Source organism: Verrucosispora sp. TAA-831, from assembly GCF_050780145.1.
Classification (GTDB): Bacteria; Actinomycetota; Actinomycetes; order Mycobacteriales; family Micromonosporaceae; genus Micromonospora.
The window spans coordinates 5,057,833-5,074,592 of the sequence record NZ_CP192240.1 but is presented as its reverse complement, the minus strand read 5'-3'; the positions used below and the strand labels follow the sequence as shown (position 1 = coordinate 5,074,592).

The following is a 16,760-nucleotide window of genomic DNA, read 5'->3' as shown; positions in this document are numbered from 1 at the left end:
GACTGTGCGCGTCGCTGGACGACGGTGCGAGTCGCGGCGGGGCTCAGTCGAGCGTGCGTACCCGCCAGCCTGCGCCGCTGCCGCCCGGTGTGCCCAGTGTCCGTACACCCTCCGCGGCTCATCAGACGCCGACCCCCGCGTTGATCAAGAAGTTTGGTCACGGAAGGGGCAGGTCTGAGGGTGCAAACTCCTTGGTCAACTCCGGTGACGCACACCGTCGGGGGTGGGGCGGCGAGGTCAGGGAGTGGGGAGGGTCTTTTCGATGGTGGTGCGCAGGGTGGCGTCGTCGGGGGTGACGGTGGGGGCGAACCGGGCGGCGACGGTGCCGTCCGGGGCGACCAGGAACTTCTCGAAGTTCCAGCGGACGTCGCCGGTGTGGCCGTCGGCGTCGGCGGTCTGCACCAGGGCGGCGTAGAGCGGGTGCCGGTCCGGGCCGTTGACGTCGACCTTCTCCGTGAGCGGGAAGGTGACCCCGTAGTTGACCTGGCAGAACTCGCTGATCTCGGTGGCGCTGCCCGGTTCCTGGCCGGCGAACTGGTTGCACGGCACGCCGAGCACCACCAGCCCCCGGTCGGCGTACTCGTCCTGAAGTTGCTGGAGGCCGGCGTACTGCGGGGTGAGGCCGCAGCGGGACGCCACGTTGACCACCAGCAGCGACTGGCCACGGTACTGGGGGAGGTCGGCCGGGCCGCCGGTGAGCGCGCCGATCGGGATGTCGAAGACGGTCATGACCGCGAGGCTACCGCCGGCTGGTCCGGCTGCCCGGAGCGCCGCGCGGTGATCTACCGCTCGGTAACCGATGGTCGGTCGACGGCGGGTGCGGCGCGGCTCGCGGAAGACGGAGCCGCCGCCGGTGGCGGGACCACGTGGGCCCCACCACCGACGGCGGATCGTTGAGTGCCGAGTCCTCAGGAGGCGGCGGGTTCGAGCGTGCCGGCGTAGTCCGGGTTGGCCTTCAGCCACTCCTCGACGGCCTTCTCCTCGTCGTTCTGGTGCACGTTGAACATCAGGTCCTCCAGCGAGCCGAGCTGCTGGGTGTCCATCTTGAACTTCTTCAGCATCTCGGTGACCTCGGGGAAGTCCGCGCCGAAGCCCTGGCGGGCCAGGGTGTTGATCTCCTCGGTGCCGCCGAGCGTGCCCTTCGGGTCCGCCAGGTCCTTCAGCTCGTAGTTCGCGTAGGCCCAGTGCGGGTGCCACAGGGTCACCACGATCGGCTTCTGCTCCTTGATCGCGCCGTCCAGCGCGGCCAGCATGGCCGGGGTCGACGAGGTCTTCAGGCTCAGCTTGCCGGTCAGACCGTACTCCGGGATGACCTTGTCCTGGGTGGCGGCGGTCAGGCCGGCGCCGGGCTCGATGCCGATGATCTCGCCGTTGAAGGTGCCGGCCTTGTCGGCCAGGTCCTCGAGCGAGTTGACGTCGCTGACGTACTGGGGCACGGCGATGCTCAGGCGGGCGTCGTCGTACCAGACGCCGAGCTTCTCCAGGTTGTCGCCGTACTCCTTCATGTAGTCGGCGTGCGTCTGCGGCAGCCAACTGTCGAGGAAGAGGTCGATGTCGCCGGTCGACAGGCCCTGGTAGACGATCCCCGCCTCGACGTTCTTCAGCTCGACCTCGTAGCCCTTCTCCTCCAGCAGGTTCTTCCAGAGGTACGAGGCGGCGATGGCTTCGTCCCAGGACATGTAGCCGATGGTGATCTTCTTGTTGTCACCGCCGGAGCCGCCCGCGGAACCGTCCGAGTCACCGCAGGCGGCGGCACCGGTCAGCGCCAGGGCGGCGGTGGCCGCCAGCGCGACTCGGCGTACCAGTTTGCTGCTCCACATGTGGAGTTTCCTTCCCTCGTTGCTCTGCACCGGCGGAACTCGCGGTAGCGAGGCAGGGCACCGGCAACGGGACTTCCCTGCGTGGGTCAGGACGGGGGTCAGACTCGTTGCATGGCGCGTTGCGCCTTCGCGGACGCGGTGCGCGCGCCGATCGAGTCGGTGAGGCGGTCGAGCACCACTGCCAGGATCACCACGGCGATGCCGCCCTCGAAGCCGGCGCCGACCTGGACCCGGGCGAGTGCCGTCATGATCACCTCGCCGAGACCGCCGGCACCGACCATCCCGGCGATGACGACCATCGACAGCGCCAGCATGATGACCTGGTTGACGCCGGTCATGATGGTGGGCAGGGCCAGTGGCAGTTTGGTGCGCAGCAGGATCTTCCACGGCGAGGCGCCGAACGCCTCACCGGCCTCGATGACCTCGCGGTCGACCTGGCGCAGGCCCAGCTCGGTCAGGCGTACCCCGGGCGGCATGCTGAACACCACGGTGGCCAGCACCCCGGGCACGGCGCCGACACCGAAGTAGAAGATGGCCGGGATCAGGTAGACGAAGGCGGGCATCGTCTGCATCAGGTCGAGCACCGGTCGGACGACCGCCGAGGCGCGGCGGTTCTCCGCGATGAAGATGCCCGTGGGTACGGCGAGCAGCAGGGCGAGTCCGCTGGCCACCAGGACCAGCGCCAGGGTGCTCATGGTCTGGTTCCAGATCGGCATCCCGGCCACCATGCCGAGTCCGAGCGCGGTGCCGAGGGCGAACTTCCAGCTTCGCAGCCACCAGCCGAGCCCGGCGAAGATCAGCACCATGACGATCGCCGGAGGTGCGGTCAGCAGGTCCACCAGTGGCTCGACCAGCGCGTCGACGGTGGCGGCGATGCCGTCGAAGACGGCGGACAGGTGCTCTCTCGACCAGTCGACGGCGGTCTTGAACGCGTCGCCGATCCGGATGTACGGCAGCAGGTCGTCGAGACCCTCGGCGCGGTTCATGCGGACCCTCCCGTGAGGCGGACCGACGGCTCGGCGGCCACCTGGACCGGCACCTGCGGTGCGCTGTCGCTTGCGGTCGGCGTCGTGTCGGCCGCTTCGCCTGGCTGACCTGCGTCGGCGGTCGGCGTCGTGTCGGCGGCCTCCGCAGTGGCGGTGTGCTCGCCGACCTCGGCGCTGATGCTGCCCAGGGCGCTCAGCAGCGTGACCCGTGGAATCACGCCGGCGAGCCGCCCGGCCGGGTCGACCACGGCGACCGGTGCCGGACTCTCGGCGCAGGGCGCGAAGATGTCGGCCACCGGCGTCGTGTCCTCGACCGTTCGGGCGTACTCGGTCGAGACGATCTCCTGGAGGTTCTTCAGTCCCTCCCGGACCGCCCGGGCGGCGTCGTCGGCGGTCACGGTGCCCAGGTACCGCTTGTCGCGGCCGGTGATGTAGACGGCTGACGTCTGGGTCTCGCGCAGCACGCGGGCGGCCACCCGTGGGCCGGAGTTCACGTCCACGACGCCGAGTGGTCGCTCCATGACCGCCGCCGCGGTGAGGATCCTGGTCCGGTCGACATCGGCGACGAACTGGGCGACGTAGTCGTTGGACGGGTCGGTGAGGATCTCCTCGGCGGTGCCGATCTGGACGATCCGGCCGGCGCGCATGACCGCGATGCGGTCGCCGAGGCGCATCGCCTCGTTGAGGTCGTGCGTGATGAACACGATCGTCTTGCCGAGCTCGGCCTGTAGTTCGAGGAGTTGGTCCTGCACCTCGCGGCGGATGAGCGGATCGAGCGCGGAGAAGGCCTCGTCCATCAGCATGATGTCGGTGCCGGCGGCAAGCGCGCGGGCCAGGCCGACCCGCTGGCGCATGCCGCCGGACAGTTCCTGCGGCAGCTTGTCCGCCCATTTGTCCAGGCCGACCATCCGGAGCGCCTGCATTGCCTTCTCCCGGCGCTCGGCGCGGGGCATGCCCGCGACCTCCAACGCGTAGCCGGCGTTGTCCAACACCGTCCGGTGCGGCTGGAGCGCGAAGTGCTGGAAGACCATGCTGATCTTCTCGCGGCGCAGCTTGCGCAGCGCGGCGGGCTTGAGCGTGGTGATGTCGACCCCGTCGACCTCCACCGTGCCGTGCGTGGCGGGCAGCAGGCCGTTCAGCATCCGGATCAGGGTGGACTTCCCCGAGCCGGACAGGCCCATGACCACGAAGATCTCACCGCGTGCGACCTCGAAGTTCGCGTCGACGACCGCAGCCGTGACCGGCAGCCCCGCCAGCTCCTCGTCCCGGCCTGCGCTGTTCCTGAGGATCTCCATCGCCTTGTCGGCGCGGTTCCCGTAGATCTTGTACAGGGAGTTCACTCTGAGTGCGGACACGGTCTCCATTCCAAGGGCATGTGGTACGAGGCCAATTCTCGGGCTACGTACGCAGGCGCAGCTATCGATGTTCTCGTGCCGTGGGGCCGACCGAAGGCAGGGCGGTCCCAGGTGAGCGGGGTCCGACCCTACCCGACAGGTTTCCGCAGGCGAAAACGTCGGAACAATCTGTGCCGGAAGTGGAGCAGCGCGAATGCGCTGCGGTCATTGCGGGCAGCATGGGAGGCACAAGCGCGGTTCTGGGATGGAGGATCGGTAATCAGCCGGGACCTCCGACGGCGGCAATTTCAGGGCAAATCGGTCGATCGAGAGTCGTGGCGATCACGTCGTGTAGCCGTGGATGTTCCGATGGCTTCTGCTCGTCCGTATGCCCCACGCGCCTCCCGGCGGCCGGTGGCGCCGCATTCTTCGGCTGCGGGGATCGGCACGCCATTGCTTGTGATGAATTCGATCGATTCCGATATTCACGGATTCGACATGGAATCTTCGTGAAACCGAGACGGAATCTCCATGGGGTCTACACGGTTTCGACGGGCTCCGAATTCCGGCATCGGCGGTATGTGTAGCGAGCGGCCGGTGTCGATGGATGTTCGGCGGCGGGTGTGATTTGACCGGCAACCTGGCGGGCTGTCGGTGGTGATCCGGCCCCGATCCGGGCGTGTTGGGTGGTGTGCCCGATTTCGCCGGTACGGGTGGGTGGCCCGACGGGCGCGTGCAGGTGGTGTCGCCCGGCGGTGGACGCTGGTTCCGCTGCTCGGGGGTGGTGTGCTCCGAGGTCGGAGGGGTTCCGGTCGGGCCGGTGATCGATACATGGACATCTTGACGAAGTGGTGTCGTGTGAGTAGCGTCTCCTCATCCTTTTGGAAAGTTTCCTAACTGTTTGGAGACGCCACATGAAGAGATCGCTCCGCCGGGCCCTCTGGGTCGGCGCCGTGGTCGCGGTGACCGTCGCCACGGTCCCGATGGCCTCGGCGTTCGGCGCCGGAAGCGTGACCACCTCGTTCAGCCGGGTGTCGGACTGGGGGACCGGTCACGAGACGCGGGTCACCGTCACCAACGGCTCGACGGCCACCGTCAGCACCTGGCGTATCGAGTTCGAGCTGCCCTCGGGCACCAGCATCAGCAGCTCCTGGGACGCCGACGTCACCCGCAACGGCAACCGCTACGTGGCCGTCAAGAAGAGCTGGGCCGGTGGGCTGGCCCCGGGCGCCTCCTTCAGCTGGGGCTACAACGGCACCGGTGCGTACCGTGCGCCGTTGAACTGCACGGTCAACGGCGTGGCCTGCGGCGGTGGCACCCCGCCGCCCACCACGACGCCGCCCACCACCACCCCGCCGACCACCGCTCCGCCCACGACCCCGCCGCCCACCACCCCGCCCCCGACCACGCCGCCGCCGAGCGGCCAGAAGGTCGTCGGCTACTTCACCCAGTGGGGCGTCTACGGCCGCAACTACCACGTCAAGAACATCCACACCAGCGGCTCGGCGGCCAAGCTGACCCACATCCTGTACGCCTTCGCCAACACCACCGGCGGCCGGTGCACCATCGGTGACAGCTACGCCGACTACGAGAAGGCGTACACCGCGGCGGAGAGCGTGGACGGCGTCGCCGACACCTGGGACCAGCCGCTGCGGGGCAACTTCAACCAACTGCGCAAGCTCAAGAAGATGTATCCGCACATCAAGGTGATCTTCTCGGTCGGCGGCTGGACCTGGTCTGGCGGCTTCACCCAGGCCGCGCAGAACCCGACCGCCTTCGCGGAGAGCTGCTACAACATGGTCGAGGACCCGCGCTGGGCGGACGTCTTCGACGGCATCGACATCGACTGGGAGTACCCGAACGCCTGTGGCCTGACCTGTGACGCCAGCGGCCCGAACGCGTTCAAGAACGTGATCAGCGCGCTGCGTACCCGGTTCGGTTCCTCGGCGTTGGTGACCGCCGCGATCACCGCGGACGGCAGCAACGGCGGCAAGATCGACGCGACCGACTACGCCGGTGCCGCGACCCACCTCAACTGGATCATGCCGATGACGTACGACTACTTCGGCGCCTTCAACGCGCAGGGGCCGACGGCGCCGCACTCGCCGCTCAACTCGTACACCGGTATCCCGCAGCAGGGCTTCTGGTCGGACGCGGCCATCCAGAAGCTCAAGAGCAAGGGCATCCCCGCCAACAAGCTGCTGCTCGGCATCGGCTTCTACGGCCGGGGCTGGACCGGGGTCACCCAGACGACGCCCGGCGGCACCGCCACCGGACCGGCCCCCGGCACCTACGAGCAGGGCATCGAGGACTACAAGGTGCTCAAGAACACCTGCCCGGCCACCGGCACCGTCGGCGGCACCGCGTACGCCAAGTGCGGCAGCAACTGGTGGAGCTACGACACCCCGGCCACCATCGGCGGCAAGATGACGTACGCGAAGAACCAGGGCCTCGGTGGCGCCTTCTTCTGGGAGCTCTCCGGAGACACCAGCAACGGCGAGCTGATCGGCGCCATCAAGGGCGGTCTCGGCTGAGCCGAAGGCCGACGCATCACCCACACGACGGGGAGGGGCCGCACCGGCCCCTCCCCGTCCGCCTGCCCACCCACCGCGCATCAGTCGGTGGGGCGTGCGCACGCGGGTACGGCGGGCGGGTGCGGGTGCGGGTGCGGTGTAAGGAAGGGGCCCTTCCTATACGAAAAGCGATAGGAAGGGCCCCTTCCTTACATCAGTGGCGGGTGTGACAGACTCGCCGATCGAGCGGACGGGAGGTGACGACAACGATGCCGACGAGGTTCCGGCGGTCGGTCGTCAGCGCCGTGCTGCTCGCGACGATGCCGTCCGCGCTGGTCGGGTGCGGCCTGCTCGGCGGCGGGGACGAGGCGCAGCAGCCCGGCCGGGCGCCCGCCGAGGAGGCCATGACCAAGGCCCGCGAGCGGGTGCAGGCGTACCTCGACGCGATGGCGGCCAAGGACGTGGCGGCCGGGCGCAGCCAGCTCTGCGCCGCGCTGCACGAGGCGTTCGACGCCGCCGCCACCGGCCCGAACGGGGACTTCGCCGACCACTTCGAGGTGCCGCGCTCCGAGATCGTCGACATCCGGCCCGGGGCGGCCGGGCAGGAGGTCAGCGTCTCGGTCACGGTGACCGCCGGTCGCCGCGAGGCCACCCGCGCGCTGCTGTTCACGGTCACCAGGGACGGACTCGACTGGTGCATCTCCGCCGAACGGCCGGGCGGGAACAGCCCCGCCCCGGTGGCGCCGGACGGCAGCGCCCCGGCACCGACTCCGTGACCTGCCTCGCCGCCTGACCCGTCCATCTGCCGGAACCCGGCCCCTCGCCGGTCACCCACCCGGCCGGTCGCCGTACGCTGGGATTCATGCGCCATGAGTGGCATCAGTTGAGCCATCCGTCGGTGGGCAGCCCGGTGTTGCAGACCAGCCGTCCGACCGTGAACTCCGCCGAGGACGACGCCCTCGGCCTGGACCGCTGGCGGGAGCTGCCCCGGGCCCAGACCCCACCCTGGCCGGACCCGGCCCAGGTCGCCGAGGTCTGCAAGGTGCTCGACCGGGTTCCGTCGGTGGTCGCGCCGTACGAGGTCGATCAGCTCCGTCGGCGCCTCGCGCTGGTCTGCGAGGGCAAGGCGTTCCTGCTCCAGGGCGGTGACTGCGCGGAGACCTTCGCCGACAACACCGAGAGCCACCTGCTGGCCAACGCCCGCACGCTGCTACAGATGGCGATCGTGCTCACCTACGGCGCATCGCTGCCGGTGGTCAAGGTGGCCCGGGTGGCCGGGCAGTACACCAAGCCGCGGTCGCTGCCGACCGACGCCCGTGGGCTGCCGGCCTACCGCGGCGACATGATCAACTCGCTGGAGGCCACGCCGGAGGCGCGCGTCGCCGACCCGCAACGCATGATCCGGGCCTACGCGAACTCGGCCGCCGCGATGAACATGCTCCGCGCCTACCTCTCCGGCGGGCTGGCCGACCTGCACGCCGTGCACGACTGGAACAAGGGCTTCGTGCGCAACTCCCCGGCCGGTGAGCGGTACGAGGCGATCGCCCGCGAGATCGACCGGGCGCTCGCCTTCATCCGGGCCTGTGGGATGACCGACGAGGAGGCGTTGCGTACGGTCACCCTCTACTGCTCCCACGAGGCCCTCGCGCTGGAGTACGACCGGGCGCTGAGCCGGGTCTCCGACGGCCGGCCGTACGGTCTGTCCGGGCACTTCCTGTGGATCGGTGAGCGGACCCGGCAGATCGACGGGGCGCACATCGACTACATCTCCCGCATCGCCAACCCGATCGGCGTCAAGCTCGGCCCGACCACCACGCCGGACGAGGCCATCGAGCTGTGCGAGAAGCTCAACCCGGACAACGTCCCCGGCCGGCTGACGTTGATCAGCCGGATGGGCAACCACAAGGTCCGGGACGCGCTGCCGCCGATCGTGGCGAAGGTGACCGCCGCCGGGGCCAAGGTGGTGTGGCAGTGCGACCCGATGCACGGCAACACCCACGAGTCGTCCAACGGCTACAAGACCCGGCACTTCGACCGGATCGTCGACGAGGTGCTGGGCTACTTCGAGGTGCACCGGGGGCTGGACACCCACCCGGGCGGCCTGCACGTCGAGCTGACCGGCGAGGACGTCACCGAGTGCCTGGGCGGCGCGCAGAACATCGCCGACCTGGACCTGCCCGGCCGGTACGAGACCGCCTGCGACCCGCGCCTGAACACCCAGCAGTCGTTGGAGTTGGCGTTCCTCGTAGCGGAGATGCTCCGTGGCTGACGCGAGGAGTGAGCTTGCGAGCCCCGCAGTCGGTAGCCCAGAAATGACAGTGGCTGACGCGAGGAGTGAGCTTGCGAGCCCCGCAGTCGGCGGCCGAAGGGACAGTTGTGGCTAGGTTCATCGACTTGCGGTCGGACACGGTGACCCGGCCGACCGCCGGGATGCGGGAGGCGATGGCCACCGCCGAGGTCGGCGACGACGTCTACGGTGAGGACCCGACGGTCAACGCGCTGGAGGCCGAGGTCGCCGCGCTGTTCGGGCACGAGGCGGCGCTGTTCTGCCCGAGCGGGTCGATGGCCAACCAGATCGCCCTGCAACTGGTGGTGCCGCCCGGCGCGGAGTTGCTCTGCGACGCCGACGCGCACGTCATCACGTACGAGATGGGCGCGGCTGCCGCGTACGGCGGAATCACCTCGCGGACCTGGCCGGCGGTGGGCGCGGAGATCGACCCCGACGTGGTCGCCGGCATGGTCCGGCCGGACGGCTACTGGGCGGTGCCGACCCGGGCGATCGCCGTGGAGCAGACCCACAACCGGGGTGGCGGCGGGGTGATCCCGCTGGACACGCTCCGCGCGTTGCGTGAGGTGGCCGACTCCGCGCAGGCGGCGCTGCACTGCGACGGTGCCCGGATCTGGCACGCGCACGTCGCCGACGGGGTGCCGTTGGCCGGGTACGGTGCGCTGTTCGACACGCTGTCGGTCTGTCTCTCCAAGGGGCTCGGCGCACCGGTCGGTTCGCTGGTGGTCGGCAGCGTCGAGCGGATCGACCGGGCCCGCCTGATCCGCAAGCGGATGGGGGGCGGAATGCGGCAGGCCGGCATCCTGGCCGCCGCCGGACGGTACGCCCTGGCCCACCACGTCGACCGGCTCGCCGAGGACCACGCGAAGGCGGCCCGGCTGGCCGAGGCGATCGCCCCGTTCGGGGTGCTGGCGAATGTCGTGCGGACCAACCTGGTGCCGTTGGACCTGACCAAGGCGTCCCTGGACGCGCCGACGCTGGCCGCCGCCGCTCGTGACGAGGGCGTCCTGGTCTCGGTCCTCGGCCCGCGTACCGCACGGCTGGTGACCCACTTCGACGTGGCCGACGACGAGGTGGACCGGGCCGCCACCGTGCTCACCGGCATCCTGCGCCGCTGATCGGTCCGCCGCCGCGCGTTCGCGCACGGCGGCGGGTCGCGGCGACCTGGGGGAGCCGGTCAGGCGGGGACGAGGCGGCGCAGCGTGGCGATGTCGGCGGCGTGGCCCTCGTATCCCTCGGTGGGCGTCTCCACCAGGATCGGTACGCCTGCGGTGGCCGGGTGCCGCATCAGCTCGGCGAAGGCCGGCTCGCCGATCGTGCCCTTGCCGATCGTCTCGTGCCGGTCGCGGGTGGAACCGCACAGGTCCTTCGAGTCGTTCGCGTGCACCAGCCGCAGCCGGTCCGCACCGACGGTGGCGACCAGGGTGTCCAGCGTCTCGGTCATCCCGCCCTCGGCGGCCAGGTCGTGCCCGGCGGCCCAGGCGTGGCAGGTGTCGAAGCAGACGCCGAGCCAGGGGTGACGATCCACCGCGTCGAGGTAGGGCCCGAGATGCTCCACCCGGCTGGCCAGGGAGCGGCCCCCACCGGCACTCGGCTCCACCAGCAGCATCGGCCCGCCGTTGGCGGCGGCCGAGTCCAGCAGCGGCAGCAGCGACTCGCGTACCTGCCGCATGGCCGCGTCGGCGTGCCCGGCGTCGACCGCGCTGCCGGCGTGGAACACCACCGCACGCGCGCCGATCGCGGCACCCCGGCGCAGCGCATGGGCGAGGCTGTGCACCGAGCGCTCGACCGTGGCCTCCGTCGGTGACCCCAGGTTGACCAGCAGCGACGCGTGGATGTACGCGGCCACGCCGCGTTCGGCGCAGCCGTCGCGGAACAGCGCGTCCTGCACCGGGTCGCCGGCCGGTGTCGCCCAGCCCCGGGAGTTGCCGACGTAGACCTGAGCCACCTCGGAGCCGGCCGCGTCGACGTACGGCAGTGCCGCCTTCGCCAGCCCGCCGGAGGTGGGCGTGTGCGAGCCGAGCGGCCGGTGGTCGGGGTGCGCGGCCGTCATCAGAAGCACCCGATGGTGATCTGGCTGCCGGGCGGCACCTGGGCGTTCTCGCTCGGGTTCTGGAACCGGGCGACGGCGTTCGGGTTGAACTGCACGGACACCTGGAAGCCCGCGCTCTCCAGCACCTGCTTGGCCTGCTGGCAGGGCAGGTCGACGACGCGGGGCACGGTCACCTGCGGCGGCCCCTCGCTGACCTCCAGCCGGACCTGGGCGCCCTTCTCCACTCCGCTGCCGTCGGCCGGGCTCTGCCCGAGCACCTCGTCGCGGGGCTTGTCGGACTCCTTGTAGGTCGGCTCGACCAGCACCAGGCCGAGCTGACCGATGATCCCGCGTGCCTCGTTGAGGCTCTTGCCGACCAGGTTCGGCACGGTGATCGGGGCCCGTCCCTTGCTGAGGAAGACGGTGATCTCCTGCCCCGACTTGACCTCCTCGCCCGCCTCCGGCTTGGTGGCCACCACCATGCCCTCGGGCAGGCCGTCGTCGTACCGCTCCGGACCCTTGACGACCTTGAGCTGGGCGTTGGCCAGGTCCGCCTCGGCCAGGTCGAAGTCCTTGCCGACCACGTCCGGCATCGGGAACCGGTCCGGCCCCAACGACAGGGTCAGGGTGATGGTGCCGCCCCTGAGGATCCGGGCGGCGGAGGCCGGCTCCTGGGTCAGCACACCGTCACGCGGGACCTCGTCGTCGTACCGGGGCTCGGCGTAGCGCACCGTGAAGCCGCCCTGGGACGCCTGGGACTCCGCCTCGACCTTGCTCATGCTGACCAGTTCCGGCGCGGTGGTGTACCGGCCGACCCCGAACCACCAGCCGCCGAGCGCGGCGACCAGCCCGAGCACCACCACGACGGCGGCGATGGCCAGACGCCCGCCGGAGTCCCCGCCGAACAGGCGGGCACGCAGCGCGGCCAGGTGGGCGGGCAGCCCGTCGGCGCCGCTCGGCGCGGCCCGGCGTCGGCCCCGGGGCGGCGGACCCGCGCTGCCCTCGGGCAACCGGGCCCAGGGCGGTCGCTCGGGCGGGCGGACCGTCGATACGACCATCGTCGGCTGGGAGACCACCGGCCCGTCGGCGAGCGACGGCAGCATGGCGGTGTGGCTGTTCGCGGTGCCGAGGCCGTCCCGGGCCACCTGCACCTCGGCCAGCAGGGCCCCGGCGTCGGCGGGACGCCCTGCCGGGTCACGCCGGGTGGCCCGGGCCACCAGGTCGTCGAGCACTCTGGGCAGGCCGGGGACCAGCGTCGAGGGTGCCGGGACGTCCCGGTCGACGTGCTGCCAGGCGATGTCGATCGGCCGGTCGCCCTCGTATGGCACCCGGCCGGTGAGCATCTCGAACAGCACGATGCCCGCCGAGTAGACGTCGGTGCGGGCGTCCGCGCGGCCGTCGGTGACCAGCTCCGGGGCGACGTACGCCACGGTGGCCATCAGTTGGTTGCCGTTGTCGTGGTCGGTGCTGGCCTCGACCGCGCGGGCCAGCCCGAAGTCGGTGACCTTGACGACCCCGTCGACGAGGTTGGCCGGGCCGCCGCTGGGCGCCTCGGCGACCAGCACGTTCTCCGGCTTGATGTCGCGGTGCACCAGCCCGGTCCGGTGGGCGGCGGCGATCGCCGCCAGCATCTGCTCGGTGATCGCCAGCGCCTCGTCCGGGTTGAGTCGGCGTCGCTCGGCCAGCACCTCGCGCAGCGTGCGACCGCGCACGTACTCCATCACCAGGTAGGGCATGCCCTCGTGGGTGCCCTGGTCGTAGACCGCCACCACGTTGGGGTGGGTGAGCCGGGCGATGGTCTTGGCCTCGTCGGTGAAACGGTCGACGAAGCCGGCCAGCCCGGGGCGTCCCGGCGCACCGGCGGTGGCGTGAATGGTCTTCAGCGCGACGGTGCGTTCGAGCCGCTCGTCGGTGGCGGTGTACACGGTCGCCATGCCGCCACGAGCCACGCGACCGCGGATGCGGTAGCGCCCGTCGATCAGCGAGCCCAGCAACGTGTCGGCGACCTGTGTGTCCATCGGCAGGGAGTCTATGTGTCCGGGGGTGGAAGGCAGAATTATGTGTTCGGGTGGTAGGTAGAACAGGATGCTACCGCCGTGGCCGCCTCCGTGGGGCCACCCTGGGTACTCCGGGTGCCGCCATCCCTGCTCAGCGCAGTGATGGGAGGTCGTTGACCCGGGGGGAGGGGGGCATGGCAGGGTGGTCCGGTGACCGACTCCGTACCCGCCGAGGGCACCGCGTCCGAGGCCGGCCCCGCCGACTGGCTGACCCTGCCGGACGTCGCCGAACGGCTCGACCTGACGATCAGCAAGGTCCACCAGCTCATCCGGGATCGCGAGCTGATCGCGGTACGCCGCGACGGCGTCCGGCGGATCCCCGCCGACCTGGTGGCCAACCGCACCGTGCTCAAGCACCTGCCCGGCGTGCTCACCCTGCTGGCCGACGCCGGCTACGACGACGAGGCCGCGCTGCGCTGGCTCTACGAGCCCGACCCGTCCCTGCCCGGCGGCACCCCCGCCACCGCCCTGGGCGGCGACCAGGCCCGCGAGATCAAGCGCCGGGCACAGGCCCTCGGCTTCTGACCTGCCGCTGACCGACCGGCAGACGGACGTGCCCGCGACGGAATCGTGCGCGACCGGGCCGCCCGCGGCGAACCCGTCGGCGGCGCGGTCGCGTGGCCGCGCCGCTCAGTCGGCCCGGCGGGTGGCGGCGATGGCCAGGTCCACCAGGGCCTGGCGGGCCTCGGTGTCCAGGTCCACGGCGGTCAGTGCGGCGAGCGCCACGTCGGTGAGCGTGACGATGCGCTGCTCGGTGCGGGCCAGCGCCCCGGTCGAGCTGATCAGCTCACGCAACCGGGCCACGCCCTCGGTGTCCAGGTCGGCGTCGCCGAGCCCGGCCAGCAGCAGCGCGCGCCCGGCCTCGTCGCTGGCCTCCATCGCCGCGGCGACCAGGTACGTCCGCTTGCCCTCGCGCAGGTCGTCACCGGCCGGCTTGCCGGTCTGCGCGGGGTCGCCGAAGACCCCCAGCACGTCGTCGCGCAACTGGAACGCCTCACCGAGCGGCAGCCCGTACGCCGAGTAGGCGATGCGGACGTCGGCGGGCGCGTCGGCCAGCGCGGCGCCGAGCAGCAGTGGCCGCTCCACCGTGTACTTCGCCGACTTGTACCGGGCGACCTTGCCGGCCCGTTCCAGCGAGGTGTCGCCGGTGGCCTGGGTCACCACGTCCAGGTACTGCCCGACGGTGACCTCGGTGCGCATCTCGTCGAAGTCCGGCCGGGCGCGGGCCACCGTCCGCGGGTCGAGCCCGGCGGAGTGCAGCAACTCGTCGGACCAGACCAGGCAGAGGTCACCCAGCAGGATCGCCGCCGCGTCGCCGAACCCGTCGGGGTCGCCGCCCCAGCCGGCCGACCGGTGTCGGGCGGCGAACCGGCGGTGTACCGCTGGCTCACCCCGTCGGGTGTCCGACCGGTCCATCAGGTCGTCGTGGATCAGGGCGCTGGCCTGGACGAACTCCAGCGCGGCTAGGGCCGTCACCACCGGATCGGTGTCCACTCCGCCGGCGCCCCGGTATCCCCAGTAGGCGAAGGCGGGGCGCAGCCGCTTGCCGCCGCCGAGCACGAACGCCTCGATCGCCTCGGCCACCGGCAGCAGCGCGTCGTCGACACCGGTCATCCAGGTCCGGCGGGCGGCGAGGAAGTCGGCCAGTGCCTTGTCGACGCGTTGGCGCAGGCCGGCACGGTCGACGGGGGAGACGGGAGCAGCGTGGGTCACGTCCCGACGCTAATGGGTCGGGGCCGGACACGGCGAGCCACCCGCCGTCCGGCGCGCCGTGGCTCACCTGCGCAACGGCCGCTTGGGCGGGCTCCGGGCACGTCCCCACCCCTGGGAAGGTGCTGGGGGTACGGGGGACCGGCCGCTAGAGTCGGGGCGTGGCGCTCGGACTTCCCTCGATCCTCCCGAACTCGCAACCGGCGATCGGGGAGTTGGTCCGTGACTGTCAGCCGACCTTCTCCTTCGAGTTCATGCCGCCCAAGACCGAGCAGGGTGAGCGGCAGCTCTGGCAGGCCATCCGCGAGTTGGAGCCGTTGCGCCCCTCGTTCGTCTCGATCACCTACGGTGCCGGCGGCACGACCCGGGACACCACGGTCGCGGTCACCGAGCGGGTGGCCACCGAGACCACCCTGCTGCCGATGGCCCACCTGACCGCGGTCAACCACTCGGTGGCCGAGTTGCGGCACGTGATCGGCCGGCTGGCCAGCGTCGGGGTGCGCAACGTGCTGGCGGTGCGGGGCGACCCGCCCGGCGACCCCAACGGCGAGTGGGTGCCGCACCCGGACGGCGTGCACTACGCCGAGGACCTGGTCCGCCTGGTGCGTCGCTCCGGCGACTTCAGCGTCGGCGTCGCCGCCTTCCCGTACCGTCACCCCCGCTCGCCGGACATCGACACCGACACCGAGCACTTCGTCCGCAAGTGCCGGGCCGGTGCCGACTTCGCGGTGACCCAGATGTTCTTCGACGCCGACGAGTACCTGCGCCTGCGTGACCGGGTGGCCGCCGCCGGGTGCGACACGCCGATCCTGGCCGGGGTGATGCCGGTGACCCGGATCGGCACGATCGAACGCTCCGAGCAGCTCTCCGGGGCACCCTTCCCGCCGGCCCTGGCGGCGCGGTTCGAGCGGGTCGCCGACGACCCGGAGGCGGTCCGTCGACTCGGCATCGAGCAGACCAGCGAGATGTGCCGGCGACTGCTCGACGAGGGCGTGCCCGGGATCCACTTCATCACCTTCAACCGCTCCACCGCGACCCGTGAGATCTGGCAGAACCTGCGGGTGGGCGCCGCGACGTGACGCGGCGGGCGCGACACCTCAGCGCCGTCGGGTCGGTTGAACCGTGGTGGGCAGACAGCTGAACTGGAACGAGTACGCCACGGCGTGGGCCCGGCTGCACGGCGGGTTCGATCCCCGGGCGGCCACCCCCGTGGTACGCGGCTGGCTCCGTTTCGCCTACCACGTCGGATTCCTGCTCGGTCGGCTCCGGGTCGGCCCGACCGCGGTCACCGTCTTCGGTGTGCTGCTCTGCCTCTGCGTACCGCTGTTCGCCGGACGGCCGGGCGACGGGCCGTTCCTGGCCGCGTTGTTCGTGCTGCTCGCCTCGGTGGCCGACAGCGTCGACGGCGCGGTGGCGGTGGTCACCGGCCGTACCACCCGGCTCGGCTACGTCTACGACTCGCTGGCCGACCGGCTCGGCGAGGCCGCCTGGCTGGTGGCGTTCTGGCTGGTCGGCGCGCCGGGCGGCCTGGTCGCCGCGGCCGGCGCGCTGTCCTGGCTGCACGAGTACGTCCGGGCCCGGGCGGTCGCCGCCGGGATGCGGGAGATCGGCGCGGTGACCGTGGGGGAGCGACCCACCCGGGTCTGCGTGGCCGTCGCCGGGCTTCTGCTGGCCGGCCTGACCGGGCTGATCGAGTTGGATCTGGCGGCCGGCACGATCACCATGGCGACGGCGGTCTGGGTGCTGCTGGCCGCCTTCGGCCTGGGCCAACTCCTCTCGGCCGTCCGCCGGGCCCTGATCGACGCCGACTGACCCGCCGACCCGGCGGTAAGGAAGGGTCCCCTGCTCTACCGCAGGCGTTAGGAAGGTGCCCTTCCTAACATCCCCGCCGCGCCGCACCCGCCGCGCCGCACCCGCCGCGCCGCACCCGCCGCGCCGCACCCGCCGCGCCGCACCCGCCGCGCCGCACCCGCCCGCGTCGCCGTGCGCCGCGCCCGCCGCGCTGTGCCCGCCCGTGCACC

14 protein-coding genes are annotated in these 16,760 nt (G+C 71.5%); 7 read left to right on the top strand and 7 right to left on the bottom strand.

Annotated elements, in window-relative coordinates; genetic code table 11:
• Positions 1 to 237: 237 nt before the first annotated feature.
• From ACQVFL_RS22420 to ACQVFL_RS22405, 4 genes are all read right to left on the bottom strand, one after another.
• Entirely contained in the window at positions 238 to 729 is a 492-nt protein-coding gene (locus tag ACQVFL_RS22420) for a glutathione peroxidase (protein ID WP_396693111.1), read from the bottom strand.
• Positions 730 to 908: 179 nt separating this feature from the next.
• The gene (locus ACQVFL_RS22415) at positions 909 to 1,820 is read right to left on the bottom strand and encodes a glycine betaine ABC transporter substrate-binding protein (protein ID WP_396693109.1); all 912 of its coding nucleotides are present in this window, start codon (positions 1,818 to 1,820) and stop codon (positions 909 to 911) included.
• Positions 1,821 to 1,918: 98 nt separating this feature from the next.
• Positions 1,919 to 2,806 carry an ABC transporter permease gene (locus ACQVFL_RS22410; protein ID WP_431727530.1) on the bottom strand — a complete coding sequence of 296 codons (888 nt, stop codon included), beginning with the start codon at positions 2,804 to 2,806 and terminating at the stop codon, positions 1,919 to 1,921.
• Positions 2,803 to 4,170, bottom strand: a complete 1,368-nt coding sequence (locus ACQVFL_RS22405; RefSeq protein WP_431727529.1) for a quaternary amine ABC transporter ATP-binding protein — start codon at positions 4,168 to 4,170, stop codon at positions 2,803 to 2,805. The genes ACQVFL_RS22410 and ACQVFL_RS22405 overlap by 4 nt, the downstream gene beginning before the upstream one ends.
• An 884-nt stretch (positions 4,171 to 5,054) precedes the next feature.
• Between ACQVFL_RS22405 and ACQVFL_RS22400 the strand changes: the two genes are divergently transcribed.
• The 4 genes from ACQVFL_RS22400 (at position 5,055) to ACQVFL_RS22385 (ending at position 10,058) form a co-directional block, all read left to right on the top strand.
• Positions 5,055 to 6,674: a glycosyl hydrolase family 18 protein gene (locus ACQVFL_RS22400; protein WP_396693103.1), complete on the top strand. Its 1,620-nt coding sequence runs from the start codon at positions 5,055 to 5,057 to the stop codon at positions 6,672 to 6,674.
• Between the two features lie 248 nt (positions 6,675 to 6,922).
• The gene (locus ACQVFL_RS22395) at positions 6,923 to 7,429 is read left to right on the top strand and encodes a hypothetical protein (protein ID WP_396693101.1); all 507 of its coding nucleotides are present in this window, start codon (positions 6,923 to 6,925) and stop codon (positions 7,427 to 7,429) included.
• An 86-nt stretch (positions 7,430 to 7,515) separates the two neighbouring features.
• Entirely contained in the window at positions 7,516 to 8,922 is a 1,407-nt protein-coding gene (locus tag ACQVFL_RS22390) for a class II 3-deoxy-7-phosphoheptulonate synthase (RefSeq protein ID WP_396693099.1), read from the top strand.
• A gap of 161 nt (positions 8,923 to 9,083) precedes the next feature.
• The gene (locus ACQVFL_RS22385) at positions 9,084 to 10,058 is read left to right on the top strand and encodes a threonine aldolase family protein (protein ID WP_396693519.1); all 975 of its coding nucleotides are present in this window, start codon (positions 9,084 to 9,086) and stop codon (positions 10,056 to 10,058) included.
• A 59-nt stretch (positions 10,059 to 10,117) separates the two neighbouring features.
• Here the strand turns inward: ACQVFL_RS22385 and ACQVFL_RS22380 are convergent, their stop codons facing one another.
• Both ACQVFL_RS22380 and pknB read right to left on the bottom strand, forming a co-directional pair.
• Positions 10,118 to 10,993 (bottom strand): deoxyribonuclease IV, encoded by an 876-nt coding sequence (locus ACQVFL_RS22380; RefSeq protein WP_396693097.1) that lies wholly within the window; start codon positions 10,991 to 10,993, stop codon positions 10,118 to 10,120.
• Positions 10,993 to 12,990 (bottom strand): Stk1 family PASTA domain-containing Ser/Thr kinase, encoded by a 1,998-nt coding sequence (gene pknB / locus ACQVFL_RS22375; protein WP_431727528.1) that lies wholly within the window; start codon positions 12,988 to 12,990, stop codon positions 10,993 to 10,995. Before pknB ends, ACQVFL_RS22380 begins: the two co-directional genes overlap by 1 nt.
• Positions 12,991 to 13,179: 189 nt before the next feature.
• Between pknB and ACQVFL_RS22370 the strand changes: the two genes are divergently transcribed.
• Positions 13,180 to 13,554, top strand: coding sequence for an Rv2175c family DNA-binding protein (locus ACQVFL_RS22370; RefSeq protein ID WP_396693093.1), 375 nt, complete (start codon positions 13,180 to 13,182; stop codon positions 13,552 to 13,554).
• A gap of 105 nt (positions 13,555 to 13,659) precedes the next feature.
• Here the strand turns inward: ACQVFL_RS22370 and ACQVFL_RS22365 are convergent, their stop codons facing one another.
• A complete protein-coding gene (locus ACQVFL_RS22365; protein WP_396693091.1) occupies positions 13,660 to 14,742 on the bottom strand; it encodes a polyprenyl synthetase family protein in 1,083 nt (360 codons plus the stop codon).
• 158 nt (positions 14,743 to 14,900) lie between these two features.
• Here ACQVFL_RS22365 and metF point away from each other — a divergent pair, with 158 nt between their 5' ends.
• Together metF and ACQVFL_RS22355 are read left to right on the top strand one after the other, a co-directional pair.
• Positions 14,901 to 15,818: a methylenetetrahydrofolate reductase [NAD(P)H] gene (gene metF / locus ACQVFL_RS22360; protein WP_396693089.1), complete on the top strand. Its 918-nt coding sequence runs from the start codon at positions 14,901 to 14,903 to the stop codon at positions 15,816 to 15,818.
• Positions 15,819 to 15,861: 43 nt separating this feature from the next.
• The gene (locus ACQVFL_RS22355; RefSeq protein WP_117228446.1) at positions 15,862 to 16,551 is read left to right on the top strand and encodes a CDP-alcohol phosphatidyltransferase family protein; all 690 of its coding nucleotides are present in this window, start codon (positions 15,862 to 15,864) and stop codon (positions 16,549 to 16,551) included.
• Positions 16,552 to 16,760 lie beyond the last annotated feature (209 nt).

Coding starts and splice junctions, on each gene's coding strand:
- ACQVFL_RS22385 (WP_396693519.1), top strand. CDS start 9,084: ATGCGGGAGGCGATGGCCACCGCCGAGGTCGGCGACGACGTCTACGGT.
- pknB (WP_431727528.1), bottom strand. CDS start 12,990: ATGGACACACAGGTCGCCGACACGTTGCTGGGCTCGCTGATCGACGGG.
- ACQVFL_RS22410 (WP_431727530.1), bottom strand. CDS start 2,806: ATGAACCGCGCCGAGGGTCTCGACGACCTGCTGCCGTACATCCGGATC.
- ACQVFL_RS22395 (WP_396693101.1), top strand. CDS start 6,923: ATGCCGACGAGGTTCCGGCGGTCGGTCGTCAGCGCCGTGCTGCTCGCG.
- ACQVFL_RS22415 (WP_396693109.1), bottom strand. CDS start 1,820: ATGTGGAGCAGCAAACTGGTACGCCGAGTCGCGCTGGCGGCCACCGCC.
- ACQVFL_RS22405 (WP_431727529.1), bottom strand. CDS start 4,170: ATGGAGACCGTGTCCGCACTCAGAGTGAACTCCCTGTACAAGATCTAC.
- ACQVFL_RS22420 (WP_396693111.1), bottom strand. CDS start 729: ATGACCGTCTTCGACATCCCGATCGGCGCGCTCACCGGCGGCCCGGCC.
- ACQVFL_RS22390 (WP_396693099.1), top strand. CDS start 7,516: ATGCGCCATGAGTGGCATCAGTTGAGCCATCCGTCGGTGGGCAGCCCG.
- ACQVFL_RS22380 (WP_396693097.1), bottom strand. CDS start 10,993: ATGACGGCCGCGCACCCCGACCACCGGCCGCTCGGCTCGCACACGCCC.
- ACQVFL_RS22400 (WP_396693103.1), top strand. CDS start 5,055: ATGAAGAGATCGCTCCGCCGGGCCCTCTGGGTCGGCGCCGTGGTCGCG.